The organism is Streptomyces apocyni (genome assembly GCF_009739465.1).
In the GTDB taxonomy this organism is placed as follows: domain Bacteria; phylum Actinomycetota; class Actinomycetes; order Streptomycetales; family Streptomycetaceae; genus Streptomyces; species Streptomyces apocyni.
This window is the reverse complement of sequence record NZ_WHOM01000053.1, coordinates 14,614-33,703: the sequence shown is the minus strand read 5'-3', so window position 1 is coordinate 33,703 and position 19,090 is coordinate 14,614. Positions and strand designations below refer to the sequence as shown.

Annotated in this window: 15 protein-coding genes; 11 read left to right on the top strand and 4 right to left on the bottom strand. The window is 70.6% G+C overall.

Annotated elements, in window-relative coordinates:
• Positions 1-739 (top strand): hypothetical protein (locus tag GCN81_RS14890; protein ID WP_156725088.1); only part of this gene is annotated, 739 nt, incomplete at its 5' end.
• Positions 740-859: 120 nt separating this feature from the next.
• Here GCN81_RS14890 and GCN81_RS14885 read toward each other — a convergent pair.
• From GCN81_RS14885 to GCN81_RS14875, 3 genes are all read right to left on the bottom strand, one after another.
• Positions 860-2,026 (bottom strand): serine hydrolase domain-containing protein, encoded by a 1,167-nt coding sequence (locus tag GCN81_RS14885; RefSeq protein ID WP_197287643.1) that lies wholly within the window; start codon positions 2,024-2,026, stop codon positions 860-862.
• 132 nt (positions 2,027-2,158) lie between these two features.
• Positions 2,159-3,934 (bottom strand): TIGR03767 family metallophosphoesterase, encoded by a 1,776-nt coding sequence (locus GCN81_RS14880; RefSeq protein WP_156725087.1) that lies wholly within the window; start codon positions 3,932-3,934, stop codon positions 2,159-2,161.
• A 205-nt stretch (positions 3,935-4,139) separates the two neighbouring features.
• Positions 4,140-4,595 (bottom strand): NUDIX hydrolase, encoded by a 456-nt coding sequence (locus GCN81_RS14875; RefSeq protein ID WP_156725086.1) that lies wholly within the window; start codon positions 4,593-4,595, stop codon positions 4,140-4,142.
• A gap of 150 nt (positions 4,596-4,745) precedes the next feature.
• Here GCN81_RS14875 and GCN81_RS14870 point away from each other — a divergent pair, with 150 nt between their 5' ends.
• The 10 genes from GCN81_RS14870 (at position 4,746) to GCN81_RS14825 (ending at position 17,929) form a co-directional block, all read left to right on the top strand.
• Entirely contained in the window at positions 4,746-5,291 is a 546-nt protein-coding gene (locus GCN81_RS14870; protein WP_156725085.1) for a CGNR zinc finger domain-containing protein, read from the top strand.
• Between the two features lie 183 nt (positions 5,292-5,474).
• Positions 5,475-8,795, top strand: coding sequence for a S8 family serine peptidase (locus tag GCN81_RS14865; RefSeq protein ID WP_156725084.1), 3,321 nt, complete (start codon positions 5,475-5,477; stop codon positions 8,793-8,795).
• A 183-nt stretch (positions 8,796-8,978) separates the two neighbouring features.
• Positions 8,979-10,007, top strand: coding sequence for an aspartate-semialdehyde dehydrogenase (locus tag GCN81_RS14860; RefSeq protein WP_156725083.1), 1,029 nt, complete (start codon positions 8,979-8,981; stop codon positions 10,005-10,007).
• A gap of 111 nt (positions 10,008-10,118) precedes the next feature.
• Complete coding sequence (locus GCN81_RS14855) at positions 10,119-10,619, top strand: DUF1203 domain-containing protein (protein ID WP_156725082.1); 501 nt, start codon at positions 10,119-10,121, stop codon at positions 10,617-10,619.
• A 77-nt stretch (positions 10,620-10,696) separates the two neighbouring features.
• Positions 10,697-13,267, top strand: coding sequence for an aminopeptidase N (gene pepN, locus GCN81_RS14850; protein ID WP_156725081.1), 2,571 nt, complete (start codon positions 10,697-10,699; stop codon positions 13,265-13,267).
• Positions 13,268-13,542: 275 nt separating this feature from the next.
• Positions 13,543-15,111 (top strand): sensor histidine kinase, encoded by a 1,569-nt coding sequence (locus tag GCN81_RS14845; RefSeq protein ID WP_407697971.1) that lies wholly within the window; start codon positions 13,543-13,545, stop codon positions 15,109-15,111.
• Between the two features lie 44 nt (positions 15,112-15,155).
• Positions 15,156-15,545, top strand: a complete 390-nt coding sequence (locus GCN81_RS14840; protein WP_156725090.1) for a roadblock/LC7 domain-containing protein — start codon at positions 15,156-15,158, stop codon at positions 15,543-15,545.
• On the top strand, positions 15,542-15,907 hold the full coding sequence (locus tag GCN81_RS14835; RefSeq protein WP_156725080.1) for a DUF742 domain-containing protein: 366 nt from the start codon (positions 15,542-15,544) through the stop codon (positions 15,905-15,907). Before GCN81_RS14840 ends, GCN81_RS14835 begins: the two co-directional genes overlap by 4 nt.
• Positions 15,888-16,508 (top strand): GTP-binding protein, encoded by a 621-nt coding sequence (locus GCN81_RS14830; RefSeq protein ID WP_156725079.1) that lies wholly within the window; start codon positions 15,888-15,890, stop codon positions 16,506-16,508. The genes GCN81_RS14835 and GCN81_RS14830 overlap by 20 nt, the downstream gene beginning before the upstream one ends.
• Positions 16,505-17,929 carry a cytochrome P450 gene (locus tag GCN81_RS14825; RefSeq protein ID WP_156725078.1) on the top strand — a complete coding sequence of 475 codons (1,425 nt, stop codon included), beginning with the start codon at positions 16,505-16,507 and terminating at the stop codon, positions 17,927-17,929. Before GCN81_RS14830 ends, GCN81_RS14825 begins: the two co-directional genes overlap by 4 nt.
• Positions 17,930-17,981: 52 nt before the next feature.
• Here the strand turns inward: GCN81_RS14825 and GCN81_RS14820 are convergent, their stop codons facing one another.
• On the bottom strand, positions 17,982-19,088 hold the full coding sequence (locus GCN81_RS14820; protein ID WP_156725077.1) for a terpene synthase family protein: 1,107 nt from the start codon (positions 19,086-19,088) through the stop codon (positions 17,982-17,984).
• Between the last annotated feature and the right edge of the window lie 2 nt (positions 19,089-19,090).

Sequence of the window (19,090 nt, the reverse complement as noted above, 5' to 3'; positions counted from 1 at the left end):
CGCGATGATCACCGGGCTCGCCGCGCTCGCGCTGCACCGGTTCTCGTCCGCTCCCCCACTGCTCACGCTGGACCGCATCGACGTCCTGGTCCCGCGCACCCGCCGCCTGCGCTCCACCGGCTGCGCCCGGCTGGTCCGCGCCCACGCCCTGCCCCGCCCGCAGACCGTCACCGGCCTCCCGGTCGCCCCCGTAGCGCGGGCCCTCGCGGACGCGGTCGCCCAGCTCCGCGACGCGGACACGGTCCGCCGTATGCTCACCGAGGCCGTACGCCGCGGGCTCTGCGAACCCGCCGTCCTGGTCAAGGAGTTGAACCGAGCGCGGCTGCTGAACCGGCCGCACGTCGTGAACGCCGTGGACTCGCTGCTCGCCGAGGGCCGGGCCATCGCCGAGGACCGCCTCTACACGATGGTCTCCGAGTACGGCCTGCCCGACCCGCTGTGGAACGTCGACCTGCGTCTCCCCGGCGGCCCGCACCTCGGCGGCGTCGACGCGTACTGGCCGGACCAGTCACTGGCGGTCGAGCTCGACACCCGGGCCCCGCGCCAGGAGGACGACGCCCTGTGGTCCGAATACGCCCGCAAGCGCGAGCACTTGGAGCGGCTCGGCATCACCGTCGTGCACCTCACCCCAAGGAAGCTCCGCGAGTCGATGGAGCAGCAGGCGACAGTCGTCCGTACCGCCCTGATGGCGTCTTCGGACCGCGATCCGGCGGCGTATGTGGTGGTGCTTCCGCGCTGACCGGCCCGAGGGGGAACAGGGGAAACGGGGGAAACGGGGTAACAGGGGAAAAGCAGGGGCGGGACCCGGACGGCGGGCCCCGCCCCGCACTTGTGCGCCACTTCGCGACGCGGCACCGCGCTAGTTCGTCCCGCAGAACTCCGCCTCGCCGACCGCCCGGCTGTCTCCGGACCAGTCGCCGTTGAAGTTGAAGGCGAGCGAGTGATCGCCCTTCGTGGTCGTCAGCGCCTGTGAGATGGAGCCGTGGAAGCCACCGGAGTGACCCCAGACCACCTTGCCGCAGGACAGCTTCTCCTTGATCAGGCCCAGCCCGTAGCCCGCGTTCGGCTCGCCCTCGACCGGGATCGTGGTCTTCATTTCCTTGAGCTGCTTGGCGGGCAGCAGTTCCCCGCCGAGTAGCGCGCCGAAGAAGCGGTTGAGGTCACCGGAGTCAGAGATCATCTCGCCCGCCGCACCCGCCATGGACGGGTTGAGCTCGGTGACGTCGTACGTCCGGCCCTGCGGCTTGTCGGAGAGTGTGGAGTACGCCCGTGAGCTGGGCCACCCCACCCAGTGCTCGGTGCCCGGGACCCGGGTGGCGTGCAGTCCGAGCGGCTTGATGACGCGCTGCTCGATCTCGGTGCCGTACGTCCGGCCGGTCACCTTCTCGATGATCATCCCGGCCAGGGTGTAGTTCGTATTCGAGTAGCTCCATCCGTCGCCCGGCTCGAAGACCGGCTTGTGCCGCATGGCGACGGCCACCAGGTCCGTGGGCTCAAGGGTGTCGTAGCGGTGCTTCAGGAAACCCTTGTAGAGGTACTTCCTGGCGAGGGCGGGGTCACTGGTGTAGTCGAAGATCCCGCTGGTGTGGTTGAGCAGCTGGCGGACGGTGATCTCGCTGCCGTCGTGACCGTTGCCGTGCACCACGCCTGGCAGCCACTTCTCCACCGTGTCGTCCAGGTCGAGCTTGCCCTCCCCCTGGAGCTGAAGCAGCACGGTCGCGACGAAGGTCTTGGTGATGCTGGCGATCCGGTAGCGGTCGTGGGCGCTGCGCTGCTTGCCCGTCCTGAGGTTGCCGACGCCGGACGTGCCCTTCCAGGTCCCGTACTGGTCCACGGCCTGCCCGGCGACTCCGGGGACGCCGTCCGCCACGGCGGCGTCCATGGCCTGTTGGGTGGGCTGGTGGTCTCTGGTCCGGGATTCGGCCGCCGCGGGTGCGGTGAGGGTCGCGGCGGTCAGTGCCGCCACGGCCGTCACCGTCACCGTTCCCAGAAGAGTGGCCCGCACCGTACGTACTGCTGTTGCCATGTGCTGTCCTTCCCACGGCTGCGCGACTGCGCACCTGCGCGACTTCGGTCAGCGGGCAGGACTCGCTCGGGGCGGGGGAAGTTGCTCGGGTACGTCCGGTTGAGTACGAATCAGCCAAGTGGAGCTGAGGGGCTAGCGGGTCTTGCGGAGCACCAGTTCGGTGTTGCGGTCGCTCGGTTCACCGGTCAGCGTGGGCCGTAGGCCCGGTGTGTTGGCGGCGAGTTCCCGGTAGAGCGCGGCGAGGCCCGGCTGGGAGAGGTCCGTGAGGTCCGTGCGGTGGGGCGCGGCGGACTCGATGAGGGTGGTGAAGACGGACAGGGTGCCGTCACCGTTGTCGGTGACCTCGATGATCCGGGCCAGCTGGGGGAAGTCGATGTGCGAGGCGGTGGAGATCTCCCAGAAGCCGCCGTGCGGGGTGATCGCGTTCTTGTGGCTGTGGCCGTTCACCCAGGCCAGTACGGTGCGGTGGCGCCGCAGCAGCGCCGTGACCGCGTCGCCGCCGTGGCGGGCCTCGGACGGGCGGGCCGGGTCGGGGCGCAGGTTGCGCATCGTCCTGCTGGTGTGGTGACTGAAGACGATGACGTACGTGCCGTCCCGCTCGGCCTGGGTCAGGGTGCGCTCCAGCCACCTGAACTGGGCGGTGCCGAGCGAGCCCTCGTAGTGGCCGCCGGGGTCGGTGGTGTCCAGGCTGACGCCGATCACGTCGTCCGATATCGGGAAGCTGTAGTACTGGGTGGCGTCGGCGAGGTTGGCGTCCGTATAGCCGTGGCCGACCGGTCCGGGGCCGGTGTGCGCGGGGTCCAGGTGAGCCTGGACGTACTCGGCGGGCGTGAAGGGCGCGCGGGACTCGTCCGGGGTGACGGAGGTCAGCCGGTGGGACGAGGTCCGCAGGAGCTCCCGGAAGTGGGTGCCCTCGGGGTCCAGGCCCTTCTTCACGGCCGTCCAGAGGGCGGCGCCCGCCGCATCCGGCAGCGACATCAGCTTCTTGCCGCCGACCGCGAAGTCCGCGAACCAGCTGTCGCCCGCGGCGAAGCAGCCGCCGGGCAGGCTGTCGTGGTTGCCGACGGTCGAGTACCAGGGCAGCCGCAGGCCGGGGCTGCGGACCTGGCGTATCGCCGCGGCCAGGAATCCGTCGATCCGTGGGAAGCCGAGCGCCTTGTCGCCGTCACGCAGGTCGGCCTCAGGGTGCCAGTAGAGCTTCAGTCCGCTGTCCTGGACGCCCTCGTAGCGGCGCGGGTCTCCGGTGTTGGGGGTGATGGTGCCGCCGCTCATGGTGCGCAGGAACCAGTCGAGTTCAGCGCGGGAGTTGTTGTCGGTGTTGTCGCCGGTGGTCATGACGAAGCCCAGCGGTGCGCCGGTGGCGGGCGCGCCCGGCAGCGCGTTGACGCGCTCGATGAGCGCGACGGTCCCGGCGACGGACAGCGCCTCCTGGGGGCGCCAGCCGCTGCCGGTCTGGGCGCGTAGGTACTCGTAACGCAGCGGATGCTGGACGTCGACGATGTGCAGGTCGGTGAACTGGACGAAGGCGGCGAGTGTGCTGCGGCGGTCGGCGCGGCCCGCCTTCGGCGCGGCCAGTTCGCCGCGGACGACCCGGGGCCAGCCGGGCCCCTCGCCCAGGCGCCGGTAGCCGCTGCCGCCGCGCGGCGTCGCGACCGTACTGAGGGTGGTGCCGTGCTGGTACGGGGCGAGGGGGGCGGCGGGGCGAGGGCGGGCGGTGGGGGCGGGGGCTCCGGCGAGCGGCGACGCCGCGTCGGCGGCGTCGGCGGCGTCGGCCGCGCTGGCTTCTCTACTGGGCCCGCTGGCGCCGAGTGCGAGCGCCAGGCCGGTGGAGACGGAGAGCGCGGCGGTGGTGGAGAGGAGAGTGCGGCGGTCGAGGCAGGCAGCGGCGACAGAGCGTGTGCGCGGCATGGCGCGGTCTCCCGAGGGTGCGAACGAGTCGGCAGTGGCCGCGGGGGGACTCCCCGCTCTCACTGGATCGTTGGCACTGGGGATGACGTGGGCGTTAACGAGACCGCAACGCTGTCGGCCGATCGCTGTACGTGGATCTCCGCCACCCGGCGCGGCCACCCTCCCCGCCCTCAGGGGAGGGGAGTTGATTACTCCGCGTTCACCTTCAGGTCGTCTCGTCGACGCGGCCCACAGCTGGCCGGGTACGCCATAACGTGAGGCCGATGTCGACCAGGCCGACCCGGGGCAGCTCGGGGACCGCGTCCAGGGCGTGCCAGGACGCCAGGTCCGTGGAGCCGTGCTCCTCGGGGCGCAGTTCGCCTCCGGTGATCCGGGCCTCGTAGACGACCCGCAGTCCGTGGAAGTCGGCGAAGGTGCCCAGCTTGCGCGGGTAGCGGCGGCGGAGCGAGTCGACGCCGAGCAACGTGGCGGGCCGTACGGTGTACCCGGTCTCCTCGGCCACCTCTCTCACCACCGCGTCGTAGGGGTCCTCGCCGTGCTCCAGGCCGCCGCCGGGCAGGGTCCACCGTTTGGTGCCGTCGGCCGCTACCCAGCGGGCGAGCAGCAGCCGTCCGTCCCGTACGCACACGGCGTAGGCCGCCACCCTGAGCTCTTTGTGCACCCTGTGACGTTAGAGGCAAACACGCCCCCTCCGCGCCACAGCGTCGTCGACCGCGCTTAACCTCCCAGACAAGCCAACCGGTGACGTAACCTTGACTGGTTAGCCCCGCACAGCCCCGCACAGCCCCGGACAGCTCTGAAAGGAGTCTCGATGCCCGCCCCGGTCGACCCACGCCCGCTCACTGGCGAACCGATCTCGCTGGACCTGCTCAACACCCGCTGGGTGCAGGACGGAGGGCGGCGGGATCTTTTCGACGCCGACGACGGCCTGCGGATCTGGCTGGCCGCGAACGGTCTCGATGACCGCTTCCCGGCCGACGTGACCACCCTGCGCCATCTGCTGACCGCCCGCGACGCTCTCAGCGCGGTCGCGGACACCCCGGACAACCCGGCCGGAATCACCCGGGTCGACGCGGTACTCGCCCATGGCCGCATCCGGGCGACCCTCAGCGCCGAAGGCCCGGGCGAGCGCGCGGAGTTCGACGACCCGTCCTGGGGTCCGGCCTGGACCGCGGCCCGTAACTACCTGGAGCTGCTGAGCGCCGCGCCCGACCGTATCCGCAAGTGCGCCCACGACGCGTGCGTCCTGCACTTCTTCGACACCTCGCGGAACGGCACCCGGCGCTGGTGCTCCATGGCGGCGTGCGGAAACCGGGCCAAAGCCTCCCGGCATTACGCCCGCACACACGGAAGCTGAACCTCCGCATCCAGTTTGGATGTCCCGCTTTATTCCGCCATACGCCCCGTGGCGTATGGCGGATGTACGCCACTTCCTTCTTTCGTCTCGGACAACTCTCCCCAAACATCGATCACTTATATAAGGGTGAGCGGTCATCTGGGTCCGAAAACCGGACCTTCTCTCTCAGTTATAGGGATACAGATGACCCTCAACACCCCCCACGCACCGATATCCGGTGCGAGACGCGCGGCCCGCCTCACGGTGGCCGCGGGTCTGGCGGCCGCGCTCGCCGCGGCCGCGGCGGTACCGGCCTTCGCCGCCGACGGTGCATCGGACGGCGACCCCGTACCGGTGAAGTCCAGTCAGGACCGCCAGGACAAGCTCGGTACCGCTGACGCCGAGCGGCTCGCCGAGGCCGAGGCGAAGGGCGAGAAGACCGTCACGCTGCTGGTCGCGACCAAGCCCGGCAGCACCGAGCAGGTCGCCAAGCAGCTCGACGGCGTCAAGGGCGGCTCCGTGGGCAAGACCCACGACAAGCTGGGCTATGTGCGCGCCACGCTGCCCACGCCGAAGGCCGACGCCGCGATCAAGAAGGCGGCCAAGCTCTCCAGCGTCCACGCGATCGACCTGAGCGCGGAGATCAAGCTGGACGACCCGACCCCGGGCGCCGACGCCGCCAAGGGCGCGAAGAGGGGCGCGAAGGGCACGTACCCCGCGCCCAGCGAGAAGACCCCGGCGAAGAACCCGTACAACCCGTCCTTCGAGACCGGCGCGGTGGATTTCGTCAAGAAGAACCCCAAGGCCGATGGTCGGGGGATCACCATCGGCATCATCGACTCCGGCGTCGATGTGGCCCACCCGGCGCTGCAGAAGACCACCACCGGCGAGCGCAAGATCGTCGACTGGGTCACCGCGACCGACCCGATCGTGGACCGCGACGGCACCTGGCGCCGGATGACCAACCCGGTCTCCGGACCCGAGTTCACCTTCGCCGACCGCACCTGGAAGGCCCCCGAGGGCGACTTCCAGGTCAACGTCTTCGCCGAGGCCGCCACCAAGGGCGGCGACATGGACGGCGACCTCAACCGCGACGGTGACACCACCGACACCTGGGGCGTCCTCTACGACGCGGACAAGGGCACCGTCACCGTCGACCTCGACAACGACGGCGACTTCACCAACGACAAGCCGATGAAGCCGTACAAGGACGGCTTCCAAATCGGCTACTTCGGTGAGGACGACCCGGCGACCGAGGTCGCCGAGCGCATCCCGTTCGTCGTCGAGATCCGCAAGGACGTCCCGACCGACCCGTACGGCGGCGACTGGGTCGGCAAGAAGGCCGACTTCGTCAACATCGGCGTCATCGAGGGCTCGCACGGCACCCACGTCGCGGGCATCACCGCCGCCAACTCGCTGTTCGGCGGCGAGATGAACGGCGCCGCCCCCGGCGCCAAGCTGGTCTCCTCGCGCGCCTGCACCTGGAGCGGCGGCTGCACCAGCGCCGCGCTCACCGAGGGCATGATCGACCTCGTGGTGAACCGCGGCGTCGACATCGTCAACATGTCGATCGGCGGCCTGCCCGCGCTGAACGACGGCAACAACGCGCGCGCCGAGCTCTACACCCGGCTCATCGACGACTACGGCGTCCAGCTGGTCATCTCGGCCGGCAACAGCGGTCCCGGAGCCAACACCATCGGTGACCCGTCGCTCGCCGACAAGGTGATCTCGGTCGGCGCCTCGGTCTCCAAGGAGACCTGGGCCGCCAACTACGGCTCGGCCGTCAAGCGCAAGTACGCGATGATGCCCTTCTCCTCGCGCGGACCGCGTGAGGACGGCGGCTTCACGCCGACGATCACCGCGCCCGGCGCCTCGATCAACACCATCCAGACCTGGGCCGAGGGCCAGCCGGTCGCCGAGGCGGGCTACGACCTCCCGGCCGGTTACGGCATGCTGCAGGGCACCTCGATGTCCTCGCCGCAGGCCGCTGGCGCCAGCGCGCTGCTGCTCTCGGCGGCGAAGCAGAAGAACGTCGACCTGCCGCCCGCGAAGCTGCGCACCGCGCTGACCAGCACCGCGACCCAGATCAAGGGCGCCCAGGCGTATGAGCAGGGCTCGGGCCTGATCAACATCCAGAAGGCCTGGAAGTCGATCAGGTGGGGCGCCACGGCCCACGGGTACACGGTGAAGGCCCCGGTCGACACCGCGCTGGACCAGCACCTGACGGAGCCGGGCTTCGGCACCGGCCTCTACGACCGCGAGGGCGGCCTCAAGGTCGGCGAGCGCAAGACGTACGACGTCACGATCACCCGTACCACCGGCCCGAAGAGCGCCGTGTGGCACAAGCTGTCGTTCAAGAACAACCACGACCGCACCTTCGGGATCAAGGGCTTCCGCTTCATCCTGCTGCCGCGGGACAAGCCGGTCACCGTCAAGGTCACCGCCAAGCCCCGCAAGGCGGGTCTGAGCAGCGCGATCCTCGAGGTCAACGACCTGTGGACCAAGGGCGTCGACAAGCAGATCCTCACCACCGTGGTCGCCTCCGAGAAGCTGGCGAAGCCGTCGTACAGCTTCTCCGCCTCGGGCAAGGCGGTGCGCAACCTCACCACCTCGTACTTCGTGACGGTGCCGGAGGGCGCGAAGACCCTTGAGGTCGCCATGAGCGGTCTCAAGAAGGACAGCCAGACGCGGTTCATCTCGCTGCACCCGTACGGCGTGCCGATGGACTCCACGTCGACGATCCACTGCTACCCGAACTACGAGCACCCGACCAACACCTGCCGCCCCGACCTGCGCTCGTACGCGAACCCGCAGCCGGGCGTCTGGGAGATCGAGGTCGAGTCGCGCCGTACGTCGCCGCTGCTGAAGAACCCGTACAAGCTGGACGTCTCGGTTCTCGGCGTGGAGTTCGACCCGGCCGAGGCGACCCTCGACGAGGCCAAGATCGGTACTCCGGCCAAGGTCGAGTGGAAGGGCACCAACACCTTCGCCGCGATCGACGGCACGCTGAAGGGCGGCTCGCTCGGCTCGTCCGTCAAGGAGCGTCCGAGCATCAAGGACGGCGCGTCGCAGGAGCGCAAGGTGACCATCGGTGAGGGTGTCGAGCTGTTCGACATCAAGATCGGCAAGGTCTCCGACGCGTCCGCCGACCTGGACCTGGCCGTGTTCCTGGGCGACAAGCTGGTCGGCCAGTCCGCGGGCGGCGACTCCGAGGAGCGGGTCACCCTGACCGATCCCGCCGCGGGCGAGTACACCATCGTCGTCGACGGTTACGCGGTTCCGGCCGGGGAGACCGACTACGACTACCTGGACGTGTACTACGCGCCCTCGCTCGGTGAGCTCAAGGTCGACAAGTCGGCGACCGTGAAGCTGGGCAACGGCGAGTCCGCGCAGCTGGCCGCCGATGTCGTGGTCGCGGGCGCCGCGCCCGAGGGCCGCCAGTTCGTCGGCGAGCTCCAGGTGCTGAACGCCCGGGGCACAGCCGCCGGGGTCGGCAGCGTCACGATCGAGAAGGTCACCCCCTAAGGTGATCTGTCGCGATTGACACGATTGATACGGATATAGGGCGGGGCGGGTGTGCTATCTCACGGCACCCGCCCCGTTCCGCATCCCGGACAATGGATTGGACAACCGCATACCGGTCATACGCATGATGGAAACGGGACTGCCCAGGTCCACAGGTACGAGTAGTACGAGTAAGGAGCCCACGTGAGGGTCGGAATCGTCGGAGCCACCGGTCAGGTCGGCACAGTCATGCGCGGCATCCTCGCCGAGCGTAAGTTCCCGGTCGACGAGCTGCGACTGTTCGCCTCCGCCCGGTCCGCGGGCAAGACCCTCGACTGGCAGGGCCAGGACATCACGATCGAGGACGCGGCCACGGCCGACTACTCGGGCCTGGACATCGTGCTCTTCTCCGCGGGCGGCGCCACCTCCAAGGCGCTGGCCGAGAAGGTCGCCTCGCAGGGGCCCGTCGTGATCGACAACTCCTCCGCCTGGCGCCGCCACCCCGAGGTGCCGCTGGTCGTCTCGGAGGTCAACCCGCACGCGGTGGCGAACCGCCCCAAGGGCATCATCGCCAACCCGAACTGCACCACGATGGCCGCCATGCCGGTGCTGAAGCCGCTGCACCTGGAGGCCGGTCTCACCTCCCTGGTCGTCGCGACCTACCAGGCCGTGTCCGGCTCCGGCCTGTCCGGCGTCCAGGAGCTCAACGACCAGATCCAGAAGGTCGGCGACGACGCGCCGAAGCTGACCCACGGCGGGGACGCCGTGGAGTTCCCGGCGCCCGACAACTACGTCGCGCCCATCGCGTACAACGTCCTGCCGCTGGCGGGCTCCATCGTGGACGACGGCCTGAACGAGACCGACGAGGAGCAGAAGCTCCGCCACGAGTCCCGCAAGATCCTGGAGATCCCGGAGCTCAAGGTCTCCGGCACCTGCGTCCGGGTCCCGGTCTTCACCGGCCACTCCCTCCAGGTCAACGCCCGCTTCGAGCGGCCGCTGAGCCCCGAGCGGGCCACCGAGATCCTGTCCGGCGCGGAGGGCGTCGTCGTCACCGACGTGCCGACGCCGCTGGTGGCGGCGGGCAAGGACGACTCCTTCGTGGGCCGCATCCGTAACGACGAGACGGCCGAGAACGGCCTCGCGTTCTTCGTCTCCGACGACAACCTCCGCAAGGGCGCGGCGCTGAACGCCGTACAGATCGCGGAGCTGGTCGCGGCCGAGCTCAAGGGCTGACGCGCCCGTACGCGAAGGGGGCGGCCACCGTGTGACGGCGGCCGCCCCCTTCGCGGGTTCCACGTCCGGAAACCGCCGGTGCCCAGGGCCGCGTGCGGCGACGCTGGGCGCATGACGACGACCTATCACGCCCGGCCCATCGCCCCAGCCGCCCTCCAGCAGCTCCGTGACACCGACGACGCTGGGCGGCCCTGTGCCCCGTACACCGACGGCGAGGGTGGTGCGCCGCTGCGGTGCTGTCTGCGGCTGAGCGCGGCCGGGGAGCGGATCGCGCTGGTGTCGTACGCGCCGCTGCGGCGGTGGGCGGCCGAGCGCTGGGCGAGACCCGGGGCGTACGACGAGCAGGGGCCCGTCTTCATCCACGCCGAGGACTGCGGGGGTCCGGCGGGCCGGGAGCGGTATCCGTTCGACCGGGCCGGGGCGCTGCGGGTACTGCGGCGGTACGACTCCGAGGGGCGCATCGTCGGGGGGCGGCTGCTGGAGATCCCCGAGGACGCCGCGTCCGGCTTCGACGCCGCGTTCGCGGAGGCCTTCGCGGACCCGGCGGTGGCGCTGGTCCACGTCAGGGCCGTGACGTACGGCTGCTTCCACTTCGAGGTGCGCAGGCCGTAGCGGGCGAAACGCCCCGGACGCGGCGCGTCGCTCGTGGAAGGATGGTCAGCACCATCGCAACCCGAGGAGATGACCGCGTGCCCGGCACCAATCTGACCCGTGAAGAGGCGCAGCAGCGCGCGAAGCTGCTCACTGTCGACGCGTACGAGATCGACCTCGATCTGAGCGGCGCGCAGGAGGGCGGCACCTACCGGTCCGTGACCACCGTGCGCTTCGAGAGCGCCGAAGCCGGGGCCGAGACCTTCATCGACCTGGTCGCGCCGACCGTGCACCAGGTGGTCCTGAACGGCGACGCGCTCGACACCGCCGCCGTCTTCGCGGACTCCCGGATCACCCTGGCGAACCTGCTCCAGGGCCCCAACGAGCTGAAGGTCGTCGCGGACTGCGCGTACACCAACACCGGTGAGGGCCTGCACCGCTTCGTCGACCCGGTCGACGACCAGGCGTATCTGTACACCCAGTTCGAGGTGCCGGACGCCCGGCGGGTCTTCGCGTCGTTCGAGCAGCCGGACCTGAAGGCGACGTTCCAGTTCACCGTGAAGGCGCCCTCCGGCTGGACGGTCATCTCGAACTCCCCGACGCCTGAGCCGAAGGACGACGTCTGGGTCTTCGCGCCGACCCCGCGGATCTCGACGTACATCACGGCGCTGATCGTCGGTCCGTACCACTCGGTGCACAGCACCTACGACGGCCCGGGCCGCAGCGTGCCGCTGGGTATCTACTGCCGCCCCTCGCTCGCCGAGTACCTGGACGCGGACGCGATCTTCGAGGTCACCCGGCAGGGCTTCGACTGGTTCCAGGAGAAGTTCGACTACGCGTACCCCTTCGAGAAGTACGACCAGCTCTTCGTGCCCGAGTTCAACGCGGGCGCCATGGAGAACGCGGGCGCGGTCACCATCCGCGACCAGTACGTCTTCCGCTCGAAGGTGACGGACGCGGCGTACGAGATGCGCGCCGAGACCATCCTGCACGAGCTGGCGCACATGTGGTTCGGCGACCTGGTCACCATGGAGTGGTGGAACGACCTGTGGCTGAACGAGTCGTTCGCGACGTACACCTCGATCGCCTGCCAGGCGTACGCGCCGGACTCCAAGTGGCCGCACTCCTGGACCACGTTCGCCAACTCGATGAAGACCTGGGCGTACCGGCAGGACCAACTGCCGTCCACGCACCCGATCATGGCCGAGATCCGCGACCTCGACGATGTTCTCGTCAACTTCGACGGGATCACGTACGCCAAGGGCGCCTCGGTGCTGAAGCAGCTGGTGGCGTATGTCGGGAGGGACGAGTTCTTCCGGGGCGTGCAGGCCTACTTCAAGGCGCACGCCTTCGGTAACACCCAGCTGTCCGACCTGCTGGGCGCGCTGGAGGAGACCAGCGGCCGCGATCTGAAGATCTGGTCGAAGGCGTGGCTGGAGACCGCGGGTATCAATGTCCTGCGCCCGGAGATCGAGACGGACGCCAACGGCGTCATCACCTCCTTCGCCGTACGGCAGGAGGCGCCCGCGCTGCCCGAGGGCGCCAAGGGCGCGCCCACGCTGCGTCCGCACCGCATCGCGATCGGCCTGTACGACCTGGACGACGCGTCCGGCAAGCTGCTGCGTGACGAGCGGATCGAGCTGGACGTGGAAGGCCCGCTTACCGCCGTACCGCAGCTGGTCGGCCAGAAGCGCCCGGCCGTGGTGCTGCTCAACGACGACGACCTGTCGTACGCCAAGGTCCGGCTCGACGAGGAGTCGCTGCGTCAGGTCACCGAGCACCTGGGGGACTTCGAGGCGTCGCTGCCGCGTGCCCTGTGCTGGGCGTCGGCCTGGGACATGACCCGCGACGGCGAGCTGGCGGCCCGCGACTACCTGTCGCTGGTGCTCTCCGGCATCGGCAAGGAGTCGGACATCGGTGTGGTGCAGTCGCTGCACCGGCAGGTGAAGCTGGCCCTGGACCTGTACGCGGCGCCGGACTTCCGCGCCGAGGGTCTCGCCCGCTGGACCGAGGCCGCGCACGAGCGACTGCTGGCCGCCGAGCCTGGCAGTGACCACCAGCTGGCCTGGGCCCGGGCGTTCGCCGCGACGGCCCGTACGGAATCCCAGCTCGACCTGCTGTCGGATCTGCTGGACGACCGGGCGACGATCGAGGGCCTGGCCGTCGACACCGAGCTGCGCTGGACGTTCGTGCTGCGGCTCGCGGCGACCGGGAGGATCGGCGAGAAGGAGATCGCGGCCGAGTACGAGCGCGACCGCACCGCCGCGGGCGAGCGGCACGCGGCCAGCGCGCGGGCGGCCCGGCCGACCGCCGAGGCGAAGGCGGAGGCCTGGGCCTCGGTCGTCGACAGCGACAAGCTGCCCAACGCCGTTCAGGAGGCGGTGATCGGCGGCTTCGTCCAGACCGACCAGCGTGAACTCCTCGCCCCGTACGCGGAGAAGTACTTCGCTGCGGTCAAGGGCGTCTGGGAGTCGCGCTCGCACGAGATGGCCCAGCAGATCGCGGTCGGGCTCTACCCCTCGCTCCAGGTCTCCCAGCACACGCTGGACGCCACGGACGCCTGGCTGGACGCGGCCGCGCCGAACGCGGCGCTGCGGCGGCTGGCTTCGGAGTCCCGCTCGGGCGTGGAGCGCGCGCTGCGGGCCCAGGCGGTGGACGCGGCGGCCTAGGGGCAGCGCAGCCTAGGACCGTCTAAGGGCTGTCTAAGGGCCGCCTGTCTGTCTGTCCGGCTGTCTGTCCGGCTGTCTGTCCGGCATCGGGACCCTCCGCTTGTTGAGGGCCCCGATGCCGGGCGGGCGCCCTACCGCGATGACCGCGCGCCGTACGCCGTGCGCGACGCCATACCGTATTTACGCGGTCAACACACACCCAACTCCCTGCCGTTACTCCAAACGCGCTACGCTACCGAGCTGTCCGGTGATCTTCGGTACGTACAGGAGCTGCAGTGCAGAGGGTTCGCACGGGGACATCCCCAGGAAGTCCCAAGTCCCCCTTCCCGCTCTGGCTTCTGCCGCCCGCCGCTGCCGCCGCCCTGACCGCGCTGGCCGCGGCGTTGCTCGACTCGGGGCGGGCGGCCGTACTCGTCACGGGTGGGGCCGCCGTCGTCGGGCTCGCCGTCGCCTGCGCCATCGCGGCCCGCCGCGGCCGGGAGATCGCCGAGCTGCGGGCCACGGCCGCCGAGCGGGACGAGGCGCTGGCCCGCCGGGAGGCGGAGACCGTACGGCTGGCCGAGGAGCTGCTGCCCGACGTCGTGGCGCGGCTGCGCAAGGGCGAGTTCCCCGAGGACGTACTCGACTCGCTGTCGGCCCCCGCCGCGCACCTCGCGGTGCTGCGCTCGGTCGTCGACGCGGTCACCGCCGAAGAGGACCTGCGCGACTCCGCACAGCGCGCCTTCGTCAACATCGCCCGCCGCGTCCAGGCCATCGTGCACCAACAGGCTCAGGAACTCCGGGAGATGGAGGACCGTCACGGTGGACACCCCGAGGTCTTCGGCGACCTGCTGCGGATCGACCACGGCACCGCGCTGATCGGACGGCTCGCCGACTCCATCGCCGTACTCGGTGGCGCCCGGCCGGGGCGTCAGTGGTCCCGGGCGGTGCCGCTGTACTCGGTGCTGCGCGGCTCCATGTCGCGGATCATCGACTACCAGCGCGTCGAGCTGCACTCGGTCTCCGAGGTCGCCGTCGTCGGCACCGCCGTCGAGCCGCTGATCCACGCGCTGGCCGAGCTGCTGGACAACGCGACCCGCTACTCGCCGCCGCAGACCCGGGTCCATCTGACCGCCGTCGACGTGCAGTCGGGCATCGCCATCGAGATCGAGGACGGCGGCGTCTCGATGAGCGAGGAGGCCCGCGGCCGGGCTGAGCGGATGCTGAAGCAGGCTCAGCAGGGCATCGACGTCAACGACCTGGGCGAGACCCCACGGCTCGGCCTCGCCGTGGTCGGGCGGCTCTCGCAGGTGTACGGGTTCCAGGTCTCGCTGCGCCCTTCGGCGTACGGCGGTGTGCGGGCCGTCCTGGTCGTCCCGCAGGACCTGATCACCACGGCGGCCGAGGCGACCGGCCTCGCGCACGGGATCGGCACCGCGTCGGGCCCGCGTGCCTCCGCCGAGCCGTCGCGCGCGGCGGCCGGGACGGCGCGTACGGCGGCGCGTACGGCGGCTGGGACGGCGCCCCGCCCGGTGACCGGGCCCGCGCCGGTGACCGACGACGCTCCCGTGGTGGCCGAACGCACGGCGAACGGCCTGCCGCAGCGCCGCCGCAGGCCGACCGCGGCCACACCCACCGCGTCGGCCGCGGCCACGTCGGCCGCAGCCGCGACCCCGCCGGAGTCCGCCCCGTCGGAGCCCGCCCCGCCGGTACAGCCCGGCATATGGCTGGCCGCCTTCCAGAGCGGGCTTTCCGGCGAGAGTGCTCAGGCCGTGACCGACCCGGAGCACACCACACAGGCCGGTCCAGCCGGCCAGGACCACGACGCCTCCGAGGCGTCAGCTAGCAAGGGGAACGAGCAGTGACGCAGCAGCAGGGCCACCCGGGGAGCCACGCCAGCCACACCAACATGGACTGGATGCTCAAGGACCTGGCAGAGGGCGTGCCACAGACCCGGCAGGTGGTCGTGCTCTCCGCCGACGGCCTGCGGATGGCCCAGTTCGGCGCGGACACCGACTCAGCGGACCGGCTGGCCGCCGCCTGCGCGGGGCTACAGAGCCTCGCGGGCGCGGTCGCGGCCGAACTCCCGGACAGCGACGGCCAGATGCGGCTTGTCGTCATCGAGATGAACGGCGGCTTCTTCTATCTGATGGCGGCGGGCGCCGGTGCCTACCTCGCCGTCCTGGCCGACGAGGGTGTGGACGCGGGACTGATGGGTCAGCGGATGCGGGACCTCGTACTGCGGATCGGAGAGCACCTGAGCAGCCCGCCCCGGCAGGACGGGCAGGCCGCCAGGTGACCCAGCCTGGCCCGGGCCAGGCCTGGGACGAGGGCGGCCCGGAACGGCTCTATGTGATCACCGGGGGCCGCAGCGGCTCGTCGGCCCCGACCGCGCTCGACCTGGTCACCCTGATCGTGGCCACATCAGGTCCGGGCCCGGGGATGCAGCCGGAGCAGGCGGCGATCGTACGGCTGTGCCAGCGGCCGCTTTCGGTCGCCGAGATCTCCGCGTACCTGGGGCTGCCGGTGAGCGTGGTGACCGTACTGCTCAGTGATCTGCTCGCCGACCAGCGGGTGACCTCGCGGCCGCCCGTACCGCCCGCCAAACTCCCCGACATCGCGTTGATTGAGGCAGTGATCGATGGACTTCAGAAGCTCTGAGCCGACCGTGGGGCCGCGGAGTGAGGATGTGCTGCCGGAGACGGCCACCGCCGCGGTCAAGGTGGTGATCGTCGGCGGCTTCGGCGTCGGCAAGACCACACTGGTCGGGTCGGTCAGCGAGATCAGGCCGCTGACCACCGAGGAGACCATGACCCAGGCCGGGGTCGGCGTCGACGACACGGCGGGTGTGGAGCGTAAGTCCACCACCACCGTGGCGATGGACTTCGGCCGGATCAGCATCAACGACGAGCTGGTCCTGTACCTGTTCGGCACTCCGGGCCAGGAGCGCTTCTGGTTCCTGTGGCGCGGCCTGTTCGAGGGCGCGCTCGGCGCGGTGGTGCTGGTCGACACCCGCCGCCTCGAAGTCAGCTTCGACGTCATCGGGCGCCTGGAGGAACGCGGCGTGCCGTTCGTGGTCGCCGTCAACTCCTTCCCGGACGCCCCCGAGCACCCCATCGAGGAACTGCGCGGCGCGCTCGACCTGCCGGCGTCGGTACCGATCGTCGCCTGCGACGCCCGCTCACGCGCTTCGAGCCGGGACGTCCTGATGGCCCTGATGCGCTACCTGCAGTCCCTCGCCGCGACCACGGAGGCCTCGTGACCAGCCCCGAACCCGCCACCCCGGTGCCGTCCGGCGGGACGCCGCCGCCGGGGTGCCCGGCTCACGCCATGAGCCCCGAGGGACTGCGCAGGCTGTACGGGCCCGAGGCCGAGGCCGATCCGCGCGGCCTGTACGAAGCGCTGCGCGCCGAACACGGCACGGTGGCCCCCGTGCTGGTGCAGGGGGACCTGCCCGCGTGGCTGGTGCTCGGGCACCGCGAGAACCTGGACGTGGCCCGTACCCCCTCGCGCTTCTCGCGGGACTCCCGCCGCTGGCGCGATATGCAGGAGGGGAACGTACCGGCCGACCATCCGCTGACCCCTGTCGCGGCCTGGCAGCCGGTGTGCAACTTCGCGGACGGCACCGACCACGAGCGGCTGCGCGGGGCGGTCACCGAGTCCCTGGAGCGGTTCGACCGGCGGGGCATCCGCCGCTATGTGACGCGCTTCGCCGGTCAGCTGATCGACAAGTTCGCCGAGGCAGGCCGGGCCGACCTGGTCGCCGACTTCGCCGAGCCGCTGCCGATGCTGGTGATGACCCAGTTGGTCGGCGCGCCCGACAGCTACGGTCCGCGCCTGGTGCAGGCCGCGCGTGACATGACCCGGGGCACTGACACGGCCATCGCCAGTAACGAGTATCTCTCGGTCGCGCTGCGCCAGCTGTTGGAGGCCAAACGAGCTTCGCCCGGCCACGACTTCACGTCCTGGCTCCTTGAGCACAGCGCGTCGCTGACCGATGCGGAGATCATCGAGCACCTGCGGCTCGTGGTGATCGCGGCCTTCGAGACGACCGCCAACCTGATCGCGAACACCCTGCGCATGATGCTCACCGACCGCCGCTTCCGGGCGCACCTGTCCGGCGGGCATATGACGCTGCCCGACGCGCTGGAGCAGGTGCTGTGGGACGAACCACCGCTCACCACGATCCTGGGCCGCTGGGCGACCGGAGACACCATGCTCGGCGGGCAGCGGATCAAGGCCGGGGACATGCTGCTGCTCGGCCTGGCCGCAGGCAACACCGACCCGGAGATCCGGCCCGACCTGACCAGCCCGGTGCACGGCAACCGCTCCCACCTCGCCTTCAGCGGGGGGCCGCACGAATGTCCCGGACAGGATGTCGGGCGGGCGATCGCGGACACCGGGATTGACGCGCTGACGTCGCGACTGCCAGATCTGCGGCTCGGGGTGCCGGAGGACGAGTTGCGCTATGACTCGACGCTGATGTCGCGCCGTCTGGTGGCGCTGCCGGTCACCTTCACACCACTGGGCAGCCGTACCGGCGCCACGCCCCTGCCTCGCCCGCCGGTGGCGGAGCCCCTCCCGGCTGCCGCGGCGCCCCCGCCCGCGGCGCCACCGCCCGCGGCCCTCGCGCCGGAGCCGGTGCGGCGCTCGTGGTGGGCGCGGCTGTTCGCCAGGCGGTGACCTGTCGCCCGCGGGACGGGCTGGTCTTTCAGCCCGTCCCGCGGGGCGAAGGTCACCGCAGCTGGGCCCACCACCACGCGATCGCCGGAATCGGCGGCGGCCCCTGCTCGGGGTCGCTCGGTGTGTCGCGCCACGTCACGTCGTACGAAGCCCCTTCCACGGGGAGCGCGTTACGGTTACGCGGGCTGGTATAGCGCGGCGCCAGGTTCTGCCATTCGATGCACCCGGACACGTAGTGCCCCAGCGAGTCCAGATAGCGCCGCAGATCGTCCCCTGCCCCGGCGTACAGCTGCTCCCGCAGCCGTACGAAGAGCGTCATCGCCCGGTCCCGTAGGGCCACCGCGGCTGGCATCGCCTCTGCCGGGGTACACCCCTGGTGCTGCGCGACGACGTTGAGCAGGTTCTGCTCCCAGGGGTTCAGGTGGTCCTCCTTGTTGTAGGAGAACAGGTCGTTGTCGCAGCTCACGATGAAGCCGGCGGCGTCGGTGAGCGCCTGGACGGGTGCCGAGTACAGCACATCGGCCGGTACGTGAATGCCGTTCGCGGCATCGCACCAGGTCAGCGTGAAGCGCGTACCGTTGACCGACATCCGCATGGCGCAGAAGTCGTTGAGCGAGGGCATCACATCGAGTTCGGCGTTGGCGGTCTGCCAGCCCGCGCCGAAAAGCCAGTCCCGGGTGCCCTCCGTGAAACGGCGCAGCTGGGAGGGCGTGAGCATGGCCCGGGTGCGGGCGACCAGGTCGTCCAGCGCGGTGGTGAGCGGGCCCGGCGGCAACAGGGACGAGCCGGGTGCCTCGATGGAGCGGACCAGCCGTACGCTGTGGTCGGCGATGGCGGCCGTCCTGGTAGCGGTGTCTCCGGAGTCCTGCCAGTCGTCGACCGCGTTGGCCCAGTAGTTCCACTCGACGAAGAGCAGGATCGGTTCCACGTCGCCGTACGGGATGATCCGCGAGGTGAAGTCGGTGCTGTGGGTGGCCAGACCCCAGGCCCGCTCGGTCGCGTCGGAGTAGATGCCGAAGGCGTCGATCCACTCGATGGCGCGGGTTTCGAGCTCCGCCGCCTTGGGGTGGATCAGTTGCTCGTTGAACGGACAGTAGAACGGCGGGAGTTCCCAGCCGATGCGGGACGGGGCGGTATCGGCGGCGTACACGGGAGGCATGA

Bases quoted from the DNA above. Each gene is read 5' to 3' on its own strand.
- GCN81_RS14885 (WP_197287643.1), bottom strand. From the start codon at position 2,026: ATGGCAACAGCAGTACGTACGGTGCGGGCCACTCTTCTGGGAACGGTG.
- GCN81_RS14880 (WP_156725087.1), bottom strand. From the start codon at position 3,934: ATGCCGCGCACACGCTCTGTCGCCGCTGCCTGCCTCGACCGCCGCACT.
- GCN81_RS14870 (WP_156725085.1), top strand. From the start codon at position 4,746: ATGCCCGCCCCGGTCGACCCACGCCCGCTCACTGGCGAACCGATCTCG.
- GCN81_RS14865 (WP_156725084.1), top strand. From the start codon at position 5,475: ATGACCCTCAACACCCCCCACGCACCGATATCCGGTGCGAGACGCGCG.
- GCN81_RS14855 (WP_156725082.1), top strand. From the start codon at position 10,119: ATGACGACGACCTATCACGCCCGGCCCATCGCCCCAGCCGCCCTCCAG.
- GCN81_RS14840 (WP_156725090.1), top strand. From the start codon at position 15,156: ATGGACTGGATGCTCAAGGACCTGGCAGAGGGCGTGCCACAGACCCGG.
- GCN81_RS14830 (WP_156725079.1), top strand. From the start codon at position 15,888: ATGGACTTCAGAAGCTCTGAGCCGACCGTGGGGCCGCGGAGTGAGGAT.
- GCN81_RS14820 (WP_156725077.1), bottom strand. From the start codon at position 19,088: ATGCCTCCCGTGTACGCCGCCGATACCGCCCCGTCCCGCATCGGCTGG.